Raw genomic sequence first — 14329 nt, forward strand, 5'->3', positions numbered from 1 at the left:
GGGCGGGGGTGGGACGGGGGGTTAGCGCGGGGTGTGGTTTCGGCTGGTTAGGCCTGTTGTGATGCGGACTGTGGTGCCGACGGTGCCGGTGACGACCTCCATCGCGTCGGTCAGCTCGCGGGCCAGCCAGAGGCCCCAGCCGCCGGCGGTGTCCGGGGTCGGTCGACTGCGATCACCCAGCCGCTGCGGGCTGATCCCGTGCCCGTGATCGGCGACCTCGCAGACCAGCACCCCGGACTCGCGCCAGAGTCGCAGCCAGCCGCGCCCGCCGCCGTGTCGCACCGCATTGGTGATCAATTCATTGATCGCGAGCACGAAGTCGTCCAGCCGTTGGCCGCTGAGGCCCGAGGCATGCGCGCAGGAGGTGACCGAGTGTCGAATCTCGGTCACCTGGGCCTGGTCAAAGGCTTCGGCGATCAGGAGGGCAGGTTCGATGGGCACAACCGTACGCGGTGCGTGCGGGTCTGCGTTCGTCATGGGCCCGTCCCGGCGGCGCATCTCGGAGTATTTCGCGGCTTTTCCACCGTACGTCAGGGTTCTGCGAACCGCACTCGCTGCTCGCCGTGCGGCCGGCCGGTTGTGGCATCCTGACCGCCATGCCGTCGCCGCCGGGTGGGTTCGAGGTGCCGCTGTGGCGTGCGCTCACCGTGTTCAGGCTGGCCTCCCTGGCGTACGTCTGCGCGCTCGCGGTGCGCGACGCCGACCGGTACGCCCACCCGTACGCCGTCGGCGCCCTGATCCTGCTGATGATCGCCTGGACCGGGGCGACGACGATCGGGTACGCCCGACCGGCCTGGCGGCGGTGGCCGCTGCTGCTGGCCGACCTCGGGGTGGTGGTGGCCATCGTGCTGGCCACCCCGTGGGTGGTCGGCCGGACGGCGCTCACCCACGGCGTACCCACCCTCGGGGTGGCCTGGATGGCCGGCCCGGTGCTGGCCTGGGCCGTCTCGGGTGGCCGGCGGCGGGGGACTGTCGCCGCGCTGCTGGTCGCCGGCGCGGACCTGGCCACCCGGGAGCGGATCGGCCAGTCCTCGTTCACCGGGGTGATCCTGATGCTGCTCGCCGGGGTGGTGGTCGGGCACGTGGCCCGGCTGGCGGCGAGCGCCGAGGAGCGGCTGCAGCGCGCGGTGGAGCTGGAGGCCGCCACCCGGGAGCGGGAGCGGCTGGCCCGGGGCATTCACGACTCGGTTCTCCAGGTGCTGGCGCTGGTGCAGCGGCGCGGCGCTGACCTGCCCGGGGAGGCCGGCGAACTGGCCCGGCTGGCCGGTGAGCAGGAGGCTGCGCTGCGGGCGCTGATCGCCGGCACCAGCCCGGCCGCCGCGAGCCTCCCGGACGGCGGCGAGGCGGTGGACCTACGGACCCTGCTCGGCCGGTACGCCTCGGCGACGGTGGCGCTGTCCGCCCCGGCCACCCCGGTGCCGCTGCCCCGACGGGTGGCCGGCGAGTTGGCCGCCGCGACCGGCGCGGCCCTGGACAACGTGGGGCGGCACGCCGGTGGGCGGGCCTGGGTGCTGATCGAGGACGAGGGGGCAACGGTGACGGTGTCGATCCGCGACGAGGGGCCGGGCATCCCGGACGGTCGGCTGGACCAGGCGGCCGCCCAGGGGCGGCTCGGCGTGACCCAGTCGATCCGGGGCCGGGTGGCCGACGTGGGCGGGACGGTTCGGATCGTGTCCGCACCCGAGGCGGGTACCGAGATCGAACTGAGCGTGCCGAGGTCACAGCGGTGAACCCGATCCGGGTGATGGTGGTGGACGACCATCCGATGTGGCGGGAGGGGGTGGCCCGCGACCTGACCGAGGCCGGGTTCCTGGTGGTGGCGACCAGCGGCGAGGGGCGCCAGGCCATTCGGGTGGCCGCCGCCGCCCGGCCCGACGTCGTCGTCCTCGACCTGCAACTACCGGACATCTCCGGCGTTGAGGTGATCCTGGGGTTACGCGCGGCGCTGCCCGCCGTACGGGTGCTGATGCTCAGCGCCAGCGGCGAACAGCAGAGCGTGCTGGACGCGGTCAAGGCGGGGGCCACCGGTTACCTGGTGAAGTCGACAGCGCCCGCCGAGTTCCTGGAGGCGGTCCACCGCACCGCGGCCGGCGACGCGGTCTTCACTCCCGGCCTGGCCGGGTTGGTTCTCGGGGAGTACCGCCGGCTGGCCGCCGGACCGGGGCGGGGGACCGGCCCGGCCGGCGCTGCCGAACCTCCGACGCCCCAGCTCACCGAACGGGAGACGGAGGTGCTGCGGCTGGTGGCGAAGGGGATGTCGTACAAGCAGATCGCCCAGCGGCTCGGCCTGTCGCACCGCACTGTGCAGAACCACGTGCAGAACACCCTGGGCAAGCTGCAACTGCACAACCGGGTCGAGCTGACCCGGTACGCCATCGAACGCGGCCTGGACGACTGAGCGACGTCAGACCGAGCGCGGCGGCTCCGTCTCGTGGATGGCCAACTCCTCGGCGGTCGCGCCGCCCCCGGCCGATCCGGCGTCGTACGCCACCGAGTCGGTCTCCTGGTCGGTGTGCGACCCCTCGTCCGGTTCCACAAGCCGGCCCACCGTGGCGTCGGCGACCGTGCCGAGCTGACCGTGGTCGTAGAGGGAGACCGGTGAGTTAGGGTCCGAGGTCGGCCCGGGATCCATCACGTCGGCGTCCAGCTGGGCCTCCGCCGCGGCTTCCAGGTTGTCCGCCTCGAAGGCGATCTTCGGGTCGATCGTGCCGGCCAACGGGTCGTCCGCCGGGCGCTCGTAGACCTCGCGGTCGAGCTTGTAGTCCAACGACTCGCCGTCGAGTTGCTCCTCGGCGGTCGTTCCGAACCGGTCCACAGCCACCGGCGTCCGGTCGCCGGGCAGCTGGGCCGGGTCCGGGCCGTCGGCCTCGCGCCCGGTGAGGACGTCGTCGTTGGCGGTCGAGTCGTCATCGGCGGTGTCGGGCAGCCCTTGCGCCTCGGTGTCGGACACGGGGGTCGGGTACTCGTTGTCGCGCATGTCTGATCACTACCCGCTGCCCTGCCGCCATAACCGGGCGACCTTCGGCGGTACGGCGCCGAACCGGGCGCCGACGGCGAAAGCCCCGTCAGGCGGCCTCGTCGTCCGGGTGCAGCACACACCAGACGACCTTGCCGTCCGGTACGGCGCTGCTGCCCCAGCGACGGGTCACCGTGTCGATCAGCAGCAGACCCCGGCCGCCGACCCGGGTCGGCGGGGAGATCCCGGGGAACGTCGGCCGACGCGGGGAGTGGTCGCGAACCGCCAGGTGCAGGGTGCTCTCCTGAGGTGCCAGCCGAACCGTCATCGGGGTCCGGGCGTGCGCCACCACGTTGTTGACCATTTCGGTGATCGCGATGCACGCCGGGTCGGTGAGCGTCGGCATGCCCCAACGCTCGCAACCGGTGGTGACCAGCTCGCGCGCCTGCCGGGCGGCTCCCACAGCCGGAGCCAGTTCGGCGGTGAGCACCGCCGCCAGTGGCGTCGCCGCGACCGCGGCCAGCGCACCGTCGAGCGTCGGCCAAGCCGGCACGCCAGCGAACGCCGCGTCCGGGTGGGCGGGCCCGTCGACCGCCGCCGGGTCGCACAGCAGCAGATCCGCGGCGGGCCAGTCGGCCACCTCCCGACGGATGTCGGCGAAGACGCCCCGCCCGGCCGCGTCGACGACCCGCAGACCTGTCACGTCGGCCACCACCGGACCGGGCCGGGCCACGAGGCGGGCGAGCAGCGCGCCGCGTACCGCCTCGGCTCCGGCGGCGTCGAGCACACCGGTCAGCCGGACCACCGCTGACGAGTCGTCGATTTCCACGAGACAGCTCGACATGATCGCCCCATTGTGCGCGCCGGTGACGGTCAGCGCATTCGGGCGCTCGACATCGGCCATCAGCGTTCCAACCGGGAGCGGCGGTTGATGGCGGCGAGGGTGCCGACAGCGGTGCCGGCGGCGGCCAGACCGAACGCGGCGGTCATCCGCACCAACTGTCGCCGTCGACCGTGCCAGCCCCCGTCCTGGTGCCCCTGGGCATCGGCGTGGAACACGTTGCCGCTGCTGTCCACCCGGGCGCCCGGCCCGAACTGGGTGCGGTGGGCGTACCAGCCGAGGGTGCGCTCGACCAGCGCGGGCGCCAGCCGCCACTGCAGGCCGATCAGCCGGGCCGCGCCACCGGCGTACGCCTCGCGGCGGGGCCGGCGCAGCAGCCGGACGATGGTCTCGGCGACCACCTCCGGCGGGTAGATCGGAGGAGGCGGCACCAGCTCCCGTCCGCTGTGGTTGCCCGTGTGCCGGAAGAACGGGGTGTCGATCGTGGCCGGCAGCACTGTGCAGACGGAGATGTGACCCCGACCGGTGACCCGCAGCTCCTGTCGGACGGTGTCGGCCAGCCCCCGGATGCCGTGCTTGGTGGCGTTGTACGCCGACTGGTACGGCATGGCCACCTCGGCCAGCACCGAGGCGTTGTTGACAAGCACACCGCCACCGGCGGCGCCCAGGTAGGGCAGTGCCGCCTTGATGCCGTGCACCGCCCCGAGCAGGTTGACCTCCAGCACCCGGCGGAACTCGGCGACCGGGATCTCGTCGAACAGACCCACGGCGCTCACCGCGGCGTTGTTCACCCAGGCGTCGATCCGGCCGAACTCGGCCGCCGCCTGATCGGCCAGCCGCCGCACCGACTCCAGCTCGGTCACGTCGGTCGGTACGACAAGCGCCCGGCCGCCCAACTCCCGGCAGCGCCGCGCGACCTGTCGCAGGGCGGGTTCGCTGCGGGCGGCCAGCACGACGGCGGCGCCCCGGCGGGCGAGTGCGTACGCGGTCGCCGTGCCGATCCCGCTGGACGCGCCGGTGATCACCACGGTCGATTCGTCGAGGCTGCGGGTCAGCGGCATTCTTCAGCGGTACCCCCGGCCGGGCCTGGTCACACCGATCACGGGTTGTCGATCATCGTCGAACCGTGCGGTGGCGTGCCGCGTGTGCTTGCCGTGGCGCAAGTGTCGGTGGCACTCGCGCGGACACTTCCTGATCTGCCAGGTTTCGGCTCAGCGTCGCGAGGTTAATGGGACGCTCTGACCGGGAGGACCACCGCCGAGGAAAGATCGCAGGGAGGTGACCCATGCGCGTCGGCCTCGTCTGCGCGCACGCCAGTTCCTACCGCCACGCCGACGGCCCGCCGGTCGGCACCCGACAGCACATCGCGCGGGTCGCCGCCGAGCTGGCCGAGCGAGGCCATGACGTCCGGCTCTACGACCGCCGGGACGACCCGACGCTGCCGGCGACGATGAACGTCGACGGCTACCAGGTGCACCAGGTGCCCGCCGGCCCGCCCACCCCACTACCCACCGCCGAGCTGATCCCGTACGTGACGGAGGTCGGCCGCTGGCTGGCCGACGAGTGGTCGGGCGCCTGGCGGCCGGAGGTGGTGCACGGGCACTACTGGGTCGGCGGCCTGGCCGCCGCGCACGCCGTTCGGGAGACCGACATCCCGGTGGTGCAGACGTTCCACTCGCTCGGCATCGAGCAGCTGCGTCACCTGGGCGGTCACTACGACGGGCCGGGACAGCGGATCACGCTGGAGCGCGCGTTGACCCGGGCTGTCGACATCGCCGTGGCCCAGTCCAACGACGAGGTCGACGAGCTGACCCGGATGGGTCTGCAACGCAGCTCGGTCGCGTTGGTGCCGGCCGGCGTCGACATCGAGCAGTTCCATCCCGACGGCGAGGCCGCGCCGCGCGAACAGCGATCCCGCATCCTGTCGGTGGGTTCGCTCGCCGCCGGGCATGGCCAGGAGGACCTGATCCGGGCGATGCGGCTGGTCGGTGACGCCGAACTGGTGATCGCCGGCGGGCCGCCGGCCGACCAGTTGGCCAACCACGCCGAGGCGCGACGGCTGCGCCAGCTGGCCGAACAGATCGGCGTCGTCGACCAGGTACGGCTCGTCGGGGCGGTGCCGCACGACCAGATGGCCACCTGGTACCGGTCGGCGGACGTGGTCGCCTGCACGCCGCACTACTCCTCGGCCGGGCGGGTCTCGCTGGAGGCGATGGCCTGCGGGGTGCCGGTGATCGGCTACGCGATGGGTGGCCTGGCGGATGCCGTCGTCGACGAGGTAACCGGCCGCCTGGTGCCCCCCGGTGACGTGCGCGCACTCGGGGTGTCGCTGCGCCGGCTGCTCTCCGACAACGCCGGCCGGTTCGCGTACGGGCACGCCGCCGTGGACCGGGTTCGCAGCAGCTACACCTGGGAGCGGACCGCCGGCGCGTTGGAGCGTCTCTACGAGCGGGTGGTCAGCCGCCGCAAGCCGGTCGAGGCCTGAGCCAAGGGTGCCGCGGCACCCTGGTCGTGGTGCGGTGCCGGATGGGTCCTGGTGCGGTGCCGGATGGTCAGCCCGGCTGGCCGGCACCGACCATGGCCGGGTCCCGACGGCGTGCCACCGGGCGATGCTGCTGCGGTTCGGCATACCTGGTCAGGCCGATCACCGCGGCCAGGGTGACCAGGAAGCCGACCGCGGCCAGCCACTCCCGCCCCGGCCAGATCTTGTCGTTGAGCAGCAGCAGGCCGACGATCGCGGCCGGCACCGCGCCGGCCGCGTCCATCGCGGCGACCGCGGCTGTCGTCGAGCCCCGCTGCATGGCCAGCCCGAGCAGCAGCTGACCGACGATCGAGTGGGCGATCAGCAGGTAGAACAGTGGGTCGGCGAGGAACGCCTCGGCGGACGGCGCGGAGGCCAGTGGCCGGGCGGCGACAGCGGCCGAGCTGAACGCCAGCCCGGCCAGCGAGCCGAGAGCCACCGAACCCGGCGCCCCGTGCAGCCGGACGGCGAAGAAGCCGAACACCGCGATCACGCCGAGCGCCACCAGCAGGGCGATCGAGCCGGCGGTGCCGAGCTGCTTCGACGGCGCCGGCCGGGCGGACAGCACCAGCGCGGTGATCCCCGCGAAGAGCAGCGCCAGCAGCACCACCTCCGCCGCCGGTAGTCGCCACTTCAGCACCAGCACCCCGAGGATGGCGGTCACCCCGAGCCCGGCGGCCACGCTGGCCTGCACGAGGAACAGCGGCAGGTCCCGTCGGGCCAGGAAGGCGAGCACGAAGCCGCCGATCTGGCAGCCGAGGCCGACCAGGTACGTCCGGTGCCCGGCGAGGCGCAGCAGCAGACCCGGATCGAAGGTGTGGTGGACCGTGGTGCGGGCCGCCGCCACCGACTGGAGGAGGTTGGCGAAGCCGTACGCGACGATCATCGCCGCGAGGAAGCACCAGCCGGAGGAGACCACCTGGCGAGGATAGAGGTTGCCGGGGGTCAGCGCTCGGCTGGTCGATCGAGGCGGGTGAGGATGTCGGCGTGCAGCACACCGTTGGTGGCCACCACGCTGCTGTCGGTGCCCGGAGCGCCGGCGGGCGCCGGTTGTCCGGTCAGATCCGTGACCGTGCCACCCGCCTCCGTGACGATCGGCACCAGTGCCGCCACGTCCCACAGGGACAGCTCCGGCTCGGCCATCACGTCGAGTGCCCCCTCGGCCAACAGCATGTAGCCGTAGAAGTCGCCGTACGCCCTGTTGCGCCAGCTGTCCCGGATCAGGTCGAGCACCGCGTCGAGCCGCCCGGCGCTCTCCCACCCGTTCAGTGACGAGTAGCAGAAGCTGGCGTCCGAAACCCCGCGCACGGCGGACACACCGATCCGTTCGCCCGCCGTGGGGCCCGGCCCGGCGTACGCGCCCGCGCCCGCGCTGGCCCACCAGCGTCGTCCGAGCGCCGGTGCGGACACCACGCCGACCGCCGGCCGGTCGCCGTCGTAGAGCGCGATCAGGGTGGCCCAGATGGGCACGCCACGGACGAAGTTCTTGGTGCCGTCGATCGGGTCGATGATCCAGCGGCGGCCGTTCGGGTCGGCGGACGGCTGCGCGCCGTACTCCTCACCGAGCAGCCCGTCGGCCGGCCGGCGCTCGGCCAGCAGGGCGCGGATCTCCCGCTCCACTGCGGTGTCCGCGTCGGAGACCGGTGTCAGGTCGGGCTTCGCCTCGACGCGCAGGTCGAGCGCGCGGAACCGGGCCGTGGAGATGGCGTCGGCCCGGTCGGCGAGCAGGTGGGCGAGGGCGAGGTCGTCGGCGTACCCGGTCATGCCGGCAACCTAGCCGACGCCCGTCCGGTCACTCGTCGGGCCCGCGCCGGTCACCCTCGCCGGGCCCGCGCTGGTCGCTGTCGCCGCGCGAGTCACCCTCGCCGGCGCGGGAGGCGAGCAGTCGACGGTACGAGGCCAGCCGGCGCGGGTCGGCCTTACCGGCGGCCACCCAGGCGTCCAGCCCACAGTCGGCCTCGTCGGCCGTGTGCGGGCAGTTCGGCGGGCAGTCGACGGTGCCCTCGACCAGGTCCGGAAAGCCGTGCAGCAGACTGTCGGCGGAGACGTGCGCCAACCCGAAGCTGCGGATCCCGGGGGTGTCGATGATCCAGCCCGGGTCGGTGTCGACCCCGTGTACCGGTGGCAGCCGCAGCGCCACCGCGCTGGTCGAGGTGTGCCGGCCCCGGCCGATCGCGCTGACCACGCCGACCGCGCGCAGCGCGTCCGGAACGAGGCGGTTGACAAGCGTCGACTTGCCCACCCCGGAGTGCCCGACCAACACCGACACCTTGCCGCTCAGCAGCGTACGGAGCGCGTCGAGGTCGGAGTCGGGGCGGTTGAGCACGTACGGCAGCTCCAGCTCGGTGTAGTAGCCGAGCACCTCCTCGGGCCCGGCCAGGTCGGCCTTCGTGAGGCAGAGCAGCGGCTCCACGTCCGCGTCGTACGCGGCCACCAGGCAGCGGTCGATGAACCCGGTGCGCGGCGGTGGGTCGGCCAACGCGCTCACGATCACCAACTGGTCGGCGTTCGCCACCACCACCCGTTCCAGCCGACCCTCGGCGGTGGTCTCGTCGTCGTCGGCGGTGCGGCGCAGCACCGAACGGCGCTCGGCGATCCGGACGATGCGGGCGAGAGCGCCCTCCGCGCCGGACGTGTCGCCGACCAGGCTGACCCGGTCACCGACCACCACCGACTTGCGGCCCAGCTCGCGGGCCCGCATGGCGGTGACAGTGGGCAGCTCGGCGCCGACCACGCCGCGCTCGGCACCGGCCAGCACGCACTGGTAGCGCCCCCGGTCCACGGCGATGACGAACCCGTCGACCGCGTCGGAGTGCTGCGGGCGGGTGCGCGTACGTGGGCGCGACGACTTTCCGGGTCGGACCCGTACGTCGTCCTCGTCGTACTCCCGCCGTTTGGTCGCCAGGACCTGTCCTCTTCTCGCGTCAGCTCTTGCCGGTCACCATCGCTGACCATAGCGCCGGGAACTCGGGCATGGTCTTGGAGGTGCACCCCACGTCGTCCACCTCGATGCCCGGAACGGCGAGCCCGGCCACCGCGGCGGCGTGTGCCATCCGGTGGTCGTGGTAGGTGCGGAAGACCCCGCCGCGCAGCGGCCGGGGCCGGATCTCCAGCCCGTCCGGTGCTTCGGTGACGTCCGCCCCGAGGGCGGTGAACTCGCGCGTGAGCGCGGTCAGCCGGTCGGTCTCGTGGCCACGGATGTGCCCGACGCCGGTGAACACCGACGGCGAGTCGGCCAGCATTGCCAGCGCGGTCAGCGCCGGGGTCAGCTCGCTGACGTCGGAGAGGTCGGCGGTCAGGCCGTGCACCACGCCGGTGCCACGGACGGTCAGCCCGTTGGTGGAGAGGGTGACCTCGCCGCCCATCCGCTGGAGCAGCGAGCGGAGTTGCTCGACCGGCTGCGCGCTGCTGTGCGGCCAGCCCTGCAGGGTCACCTCGCCGCCGGTGACCAGGGCGGCGGCGAAGAACGGCACGGCGCCGGAGAGGTCCGGTTCGATGTCCCAGCCGCGCCCGGTGAGCGGGCCGGGCTCGACGGCCCAGACGTCGGGGGTGCTGTCGTCGACCGCGGCGCCGGCGGCCCGCAGCATCCGCACCGTCATCCGAAGGTGCGGCGCGGAGGGCACCGGCGGGCCGACGTGGCGGACCACGACGCCCCGGTCGAAGCGCGGGGCGGCCAGCAACAGCCCGGAGACGAGCTGGCTGGAGGCGGACGCGTCGATCACCACCTCGCCCCCGGCGACCCGGCCGGTGCCGAGCACTGTCAGCGGAAGGCTGCCGGTGCCGGTGACGTCGATCCGGACGCCCAGCGAGCGCAGCGCGCCGACCAGTGGGCCGAGCGGCCGGGTGCGGACGTACGGGTCACCGTCGAAGGTGACCTGCCCGTCGGCCAGGCCCGCCACCGGTGGCACGAACCGCATCACGGTGCCGGCCAGGCCCACGTCGACGTGCGCGGGGCCGACCAGCGGGTGCGGTCGGACCAGCCAACGCTCGTCGTCGCTGATCGAGACGTGGGCGCCCATCGCCCGCAGGCCGGCGGCCATCAACTGGGTGTCGCGGGCGCGCAGTGGCCGGGCCAGCGTCGACGGGCCGGCGGCCAGCGCGCTGAGCACCAGGGCGCGGGCGGTCATCGATTTGGAACCGGGCAGGCGCAGCGTCGTGGCCACCGGGTCGGATGCGGTCGGTGCGGTCCACGGCTGCGGCGGCCGGGTCGCGGTCAGGTTCCCCACGGTTACATTCTGCCGTGTCGGCGGGTGGGCGGCGGCGGCCGGCGTTCGTACTCCCGGTTGGCGGGACAGCCGACGGGGCCTCCGACGCGTTAGCGTGTGCCCATGTGCGGCAGGTACGCGACGACCCGGAGCTCCGGCGAGCTGAGCGCGCTGTTCGAGTCGTCCGACGACTCCGACGGCCTGGTCCGAGCGGATCACAACGTCGCGCCGACCGATCCGGTGCCGCTGGTCCGGGTGAGCCTTGAGGGGCACCGCAGTCTCTGTGTCGGCCGCTGGGGTCTGCTGCCGCACTGGTCCCGGTCCGTCTCGGGCGCCGCCCGCATGATCAATGCGCGGGCGGAGACGGTGGCCACCAGCCGGGCGTACGCCGGCTCCTTCTCGCGTCGCCGCTGCCTGGTCCCGGCCGACGGCTGGTACGAGTGGGTCCGTCTGCCCGAGGGCGGCCGACAGGCGTACTTCATGACCCCCCGGGACGGCTCGGTGCTCGCGCTGGCCGGCATCTGGTCGGTCTGGGAGTCCGACGCCGAGACCCGGCTCACCTTCAGCGTGCTGACCACCGCGGCGCTCGGCGACCTGGCCGAGGTGCACGACCGGATGCCGGTGCTGCTGCCACCCGAGCGGTGGTCGTCGTGGCTCGCGCCGACGGACGAGCCGGGGCGGCTGCTCACTCCGGTGTCGGCGGAGCAGTTGGCGGGGTTGGAGATCCGCCCGGTGGGTGCGGCGGTGGGAGATGTTCGCAACGACGGGCCGCACCTGACCGCCCGGGTGGCGGCGGCGCCGACGGTGACACCGCAGGAGTTGACCCTGTTCTGATGCCGCCGCATCGTCGGCTGCCGATTTGCCAGGGTTCCGCGCGATTCGTCTCCTGACTGTTCAGTCATGTTCCCGGCAGACCCTTGTCCCGGTGTTGTGAAGTGCGATAGAACACAGCGCCGGTAGTGGCCGTCGATCCGCACGGGGCGGACGACGTCCACAGATCTTGCCGGTCCCACGGGGGAGGTGGGTGGATGACACGGGCACGTATGCCGCGCCCGCACGAGGTGGCGGCGGCGCGGCGAGATCCGCGACTGCTGCGGGCCGTGCGGGAACGGCGACAGGACGACGCGTGGCGCACCAGGGGCACCTGTCAGAGCGTCGATCCGGAGACTTTCTTTCCGGCACCGAACGAGCCGGCGGACGCCGCCGTCGCGCTGTGCCGCGGTTGTGACGTGCAGGGGTCCTGCCTGGCCTGGGCCCTCGACGTCGGTGACTGCCATGGTGTGTGGGGTGGCACCACGCCGCGGGAACGGCGGGCGATGCTTGTCGCCTGGCGTGGCGAGGTCGACCCCGACCCGGACGCCATCGACGACGCCGGCCCGCCGGTGCGCGATCGCCTACTCGCCCTGGTCCCGCTGAGCTGATCGGCGGCCCGGTTCACACCCGTCGCCCGTCCGGCGGCGCAGAATGGGCCGGTGCCACCCAGCAACGAGATCGACACCCCGCGCGGTCCGGCGCGGATCGACACCGACCTGCCGGTCCGCCCGGCCACCGCCCTGCTCGTTCTCGGGCACGGCGCGGGCGGCAGCGTCGACGCGCCCGACCTGCTCGCGGTCCGGGACGCGTCGGTCGCGGCCGGCCTGGCGGTGGTCCGGGTGACCCAGCCCTACCGGGTCGCCGGTCGACGTGCGCCGGCACCGGCAGGTCACCTCGACGAGTCCTGGGCGGCGGTGCTCGCCGTGCTGCGTGACCGGCACGCCGACCTGCCGACGGTGGTGGTCGGTGGGCGTTCCAGTGGCGCGCGGGTGGCCTGCCGGACGGCCCGTGCGGTGGGCGCGGTGGGCGTGGTCGCGTTGGCGTTCCCGCTGCACCCGCCCGGCCGGCCGGAACGCTCGCGGGCCGCCGAACTGGACACCGGCCTGCCGACGTTGGTCGTCAACGGTGACCGGGATCCGTTCGGGACGCCGGAGCCGGGGCCGGCCGTGCGGGTGGTGAGCCGTCCCGGTGAGGCGCACGATCTGCGCCGGGATCCGGCCGGCACCGCCGCCGCCGTGCGCGACTGGCTGTACGCCCAGGGCTGGGCGGCCGACTGACAGCCGTTCGCGGCCGGCTCGCCGGGGCGACCGTTTCCGGCGCGGGCACGGGTCGTTGCATCCGATGGTGCCGTCGGCCCGATCGGGGCCGGTGACACCAGTCCTCCCAGGCCCTTCCTGGTCCCAGCGCCGGCCGCCGTCGGGGCCGGGACCAGGAACGGGAGGGCTGGCCGGAATGCCCCAGTGGTCATCTCGCGTTACTACCCCCGGACGACTTTTCTGTGAGGGGGGTGACCGGTGCCAACCGAGACACGAAGCCTGGAACGGGACGAGCGGGACGCCCGGCAGCTGAAGCGGCTGCTGGATGGCCCGGAGTGGCCCGCGACGGCGGGACCGGGCGGGGTGGGTGCGGTGAGCACGGGCACACCGGCCGGAAGTGAATCTGCGGGCAGGGCCGTGCGCGTATCCTCGGCGGGAAAGCATCCGACGCGAGGGGATGTGCGGTTGACCACCGAGAAGACGGACGAGCGCAGGGCCCGGTTCGAGCGGGACGCGATGCCATTCGTCGATCAGCTCTACGCTGCTGGGCTGCGGATGACACGCAACCCGGCGGATGCCGAGGACCTGGTCCAGGAGACCTACCTGAAGGCGTACGCGGCCTTCCACCAGTTCGAGCAGGGCACGAACCTGAAGGCCTGGCTCTACCGGATCCTGACCAACACCTACATCAACTCCTACCGCAAGCGGCAGCGCCAGCCGATCCAGGCACCCACCGAGGAGATCACCGACTGGCAGCTCGCCGAGGCCGAGTCGCACACCTCCAGCGGGTTGCGCTCCGCCGAGACGGAGGCACTGGACCGGCTTCCGGACAGTGACGTCAAGGAAGCCCTCCAGCAGTTGCCGGAGGAGTTCCGCCTGGCCGTCTACCTCACCGACGTCGAGGGCTTCTCCTACAAGGAGGTCGCGGACATCATGGGCACGCCGATCGGCACCGTGATGTCGCGTCTGCACCGGGGGCGTCGTAATCTGCGCAAGCTGCTCGAGCGCTACGCGGGGGAGCGGGGCTTCAGCGCTGCCCGCTCGGCCAAGGGCTCGACCGCCGCCGCTGCCGGCCGGGAGGTGTGACGTGAGCTGTGGTGAGCCGCACGAGACGGACTGCCGCGAAGTGCTCGCGGAGGTGTACCTCTACCTGGATCTGGAGTGCGCCGACGAGCGCCGTTCGCTGATCCGGCACCACCTGGACGAGTGCGGGCCCTGCCTGCGCGAGTACGGGCTGGAGCAGGAGGTGCGGGCGCTGGTGGCTCGTTGCTGTGGCAACGAGACCGCGCCGGACCAGCTGCGCGAGCGGCTGCGGGTCAAGCTCACCGAGCTGGTGGTCTTCGAGACCAGCGACTCCCGTGAGCTGGCCGACTGAGCGTTGGCACCAGCTGGCAAGACCGGTGGCCCGGGTCGATCTCGACCCGGGCCACCGGCGTACCCGGCCTCGGCCGGCTGAGCGGCGACGGGCACCCGGCCCGTCGACCCGTTCAGGAGTTGGGACGCTTGCCGTGGTTCGCGGCGTTCTTCTTACGAGCCTTCTTCTTCCGGGACTTCTTCGCCATGCTGACCTCCTCGTGATGGGTCGGATCCGTCCTGCGCACGACCTCGGCGCGGATGCGGCCACCGGCGGTCCGGCGTCGGGTCCGACCCGCTGATGGTAGTGCGGTCGACACCCGCCGCCTTCCCCAGGGCGGGCCTGCCATCCCGGCTGTGCCGCTGCGCGCCCACCGCCGGTCG

17 protein-coding genes are annotated in these 14329 nt (G+C 73.2%); 8 read left to right on the forward strand and 9 right to left on the reverse strand.

The window, feature by feature from the left end; translation table 11 throughout:
• Positions 1–21: 21 nt before the first annotated feature.
• Complete coding sequence (locus KBX71_RS32355; RefSeq protein WP_210821512.1) at positions 22–477, reverse strand: ATP-binding protein; 456 nt, start codon at positions 475–477, stop codon at positions 22–24.
• 119 nt (positions 478–596) lie between these two features.
• On the opposite strand from KBX71_RS32355, the gene macS reads away from it, so the two are divergent.
• Complete coding sequence (gene macS / locus KBX71_RS32360) at positions 597–1730, forward strand: MacS family sensor histidine kinase (protein ID WP_210821513.1); 1134 nt, start codon at positions 597–599, stop codon at positions 1728–1730.
• 14 nt (positions 1731–1744) lie between these two features.
• Positions 1745–2398 (forward strand): response regulator transcription factor, encoded by a 654-nt coding sequence (locus tag KBX71_RS32365; RefSeq protein ID WP_091406503.1) that lies wholly within the window; start codon positions 1745–1747, stop codon positions 2396–2398.
• A gap of 6 nt (positions 2399–2404) precedes the next feature.
• Here KBX71_RS32365 and KBX71_RS32370 read toward each other — a convergent pair whose 3' ends face one another.
• From KBX71_RS32370 to KBX71_RS32380, 3 genes are all read right to left on the reverse strand, one after another.
• A complete protein-coding gene (locus KBX71_RS32370) occupies positions 2405–2977 on the reverse strand; it encodes a DUF5709 domain-containing protein (protein ID WP_112583682.1) in 573 nt (190 codons plus the stop codon).
• An 88-nt stretch (positions 2978–3065) separates the two neighbouring features.
• Complete coding sequence (locus KBX71_RS32375) at positions 3066–3860, reverse strand: ATP-binding protein (RefSeq protein WP_210821514.1); 795 nt, start codon at positions 3858–3860, stop codon at positions 3066–3068.
• Positions 3860–4858, reverse strand: a complete 999-nt coding sequence (locus KBX71_RS32380) for an SDR family oxidoreductase (RefSeq protein ID WP_124822973.1) — start codon at positions 4856–4858, stop codon at positions 3860–3862. The genes KBX71_RS32375 and KBX71_RS32380 overlap by 1 nt, the downstream gene beginning before the upstream one ends.
• Positions 4859–5082: 224 nt before the next feature.
• Here KBX71_RS32380 and KBX71_RS32385 point away from each other — a divergent pair, with 224 nt between their 5' ends.
• Positions 5083–6282: a glycosyltransferase gene (locus KBX71_RS32385; RefSeq protein ID WP_210821515.1), complete on the forward strand. Its 1200-nt coding sequence runs from the start codon at positions 5083–5085 to the stop codon at positions 6280–6282.
• Between the two features lie 67 nt (positions 6283–6349).
• Here the strand turns inward: KBX71_RS32385 and KBX71_RS32390 are convergent, their stop codons facing one another.
• The 4 genes from KBX71_RS32390 to aroA all read right to left on the reverse strand — a co-directional run bounded on the left by KBX71_RS32390 (position 6350) and on the right by aroA (position 10544).
• Complete coding sequence (locus KBX71_RS32390; RefSeq protein WP_247684490.1) at positions 6350–7204, reverse strand: hypothetical protein; 855 nt, start codon at positions 7202–7204, stop codon at positions 6350–6352.
• A gap of 59 nt (positions 7205–7263) precedes the next feature.
• Complete coding sequence (gene hisN, locus KBX71_RS32395) at positions 7264–8082, reverse strand: histidinol-phosphatase (protein ID WP_196929659.1); 819 nt, start codon at positions 8080–8082, stop codon at positions 7264–7266.
• Positions 8083–8110: 28 nt separating this feature from the next.
• Positions 8111–9106 (reverse strand): ribosome small subunit-dependent GTPase A, encoded by a 996-nt coding sequence (rsgA, locus tag KBX71_RS32400; RefSeq protein ID WP_196930427.1) that lies wholly within the window; start codon positions 9104–9106, stop codon positions 8111–8113.
• Between the two features lie 136 nt (positions 9107–9242).
• Positions 9243–10544 (reverse strand): 3-phosphoshikimate 1-carboxyvinyltransferase, encoded by a 1302-nt coding sequence (gene aroA, locus KBX71_RS32405; protein ID WP_210821517.1) that lies wholly within the window; start codon positions 10542–10544, stop codon positions 9243–9245.
• Between the two features lie 102 nt (positions 10545–10646).
• Between aroA and KBX71_RS32410 the strand changes: the two genes are divergently transcribed.
• From KBX71_RS32410 to rsrA, 5 genes are all read left to right on the forward strand, one after another.
• Positions 10647–11357: an SOS response-associated peptidase gene (locus tag KBX71_RS32410; protein ID WP_210821518.1), complete on the forward strand. Its 711-nt coding sequence runs from the start codon at positions 10647–10649 to the stop codon at positions 11355–11357.
• Positions 11358–11551: 194 nt separating this feature from the next.
• The gene (locus KBX71_RS32415) at positions 11552–11944 is read left to right on the forward strand and encodes a WhiB family transcriptional regulator (protein ID WP_210821519.1); all 393 of its coding nucleotides are present in this window, start codon (positions 11552–11554) and stop codon (positions 11942–11944) included.
• Positions 11945–11995: 51 nt separating this feature from the next.
• Positions 11996–12613 carry an alpha/beta family hydrolase gene (locus KBX71_RS32420; protein WP_210821520.1) on the forward strand — a complete coding sequence of 206 codons (618 nt, stop codon included), beginning with the start codon at positions 11996–11998 and terminating at the stop codon, positions 12611–12613.
• Positions 12614–12850: 237 nt separating this feature from the next.
• Positions 12851–13678, forward strand: a complete 828-nt coding sequence (locus KBX71_RS32425; RefSeq protein WP_124818865.1) for a sigma-70 family RNA polymerase sigma factor — start codon at positions 12851–12853, stop codon at positions 13676–13678.
• A 1-nt stretch (position 13679) separates the two neighbouring features.
• Positions 13680–13967: a mycothiol system anti-sigma-R factor gene (rsrA, locus tag KBX71_RS32430; RefSeq protein WP_030490399.1), complete on the forward strand. Its 288-nt coding sequence runs from the start codon at positions 13680–13682 to the stop codon at positions 13965–13967.
• A gap of 112 nt (positions 13968–14079) precedes the next feature.
• Here the strand turns inward: rsrA and KBX71_RS32435 are convergent, their stop codons facing one another.
• Positions 14080–14265, reverse strand: a complete 186-nt coding sequence (locus KBX71_RS32435; protein ID WP_112624378.1) for a 50S ribosomal protein bL37 — start codon at positions 14263–14265, stop codon at positions 14080–14082.
• Between the last annotated feature and the right edge of the window lie 64 nt (positions 14266–14329).

Origin of the sequence: Micromonospora sp. D93 (assembly GCF_018070365.1) — a bacterium.
GTDB lineage: Bacteria > Actinomycetota > Actinomycetes > Mycobacteriales > Micromonosporaceae > Micromonospora > Micromonospora ureilytica.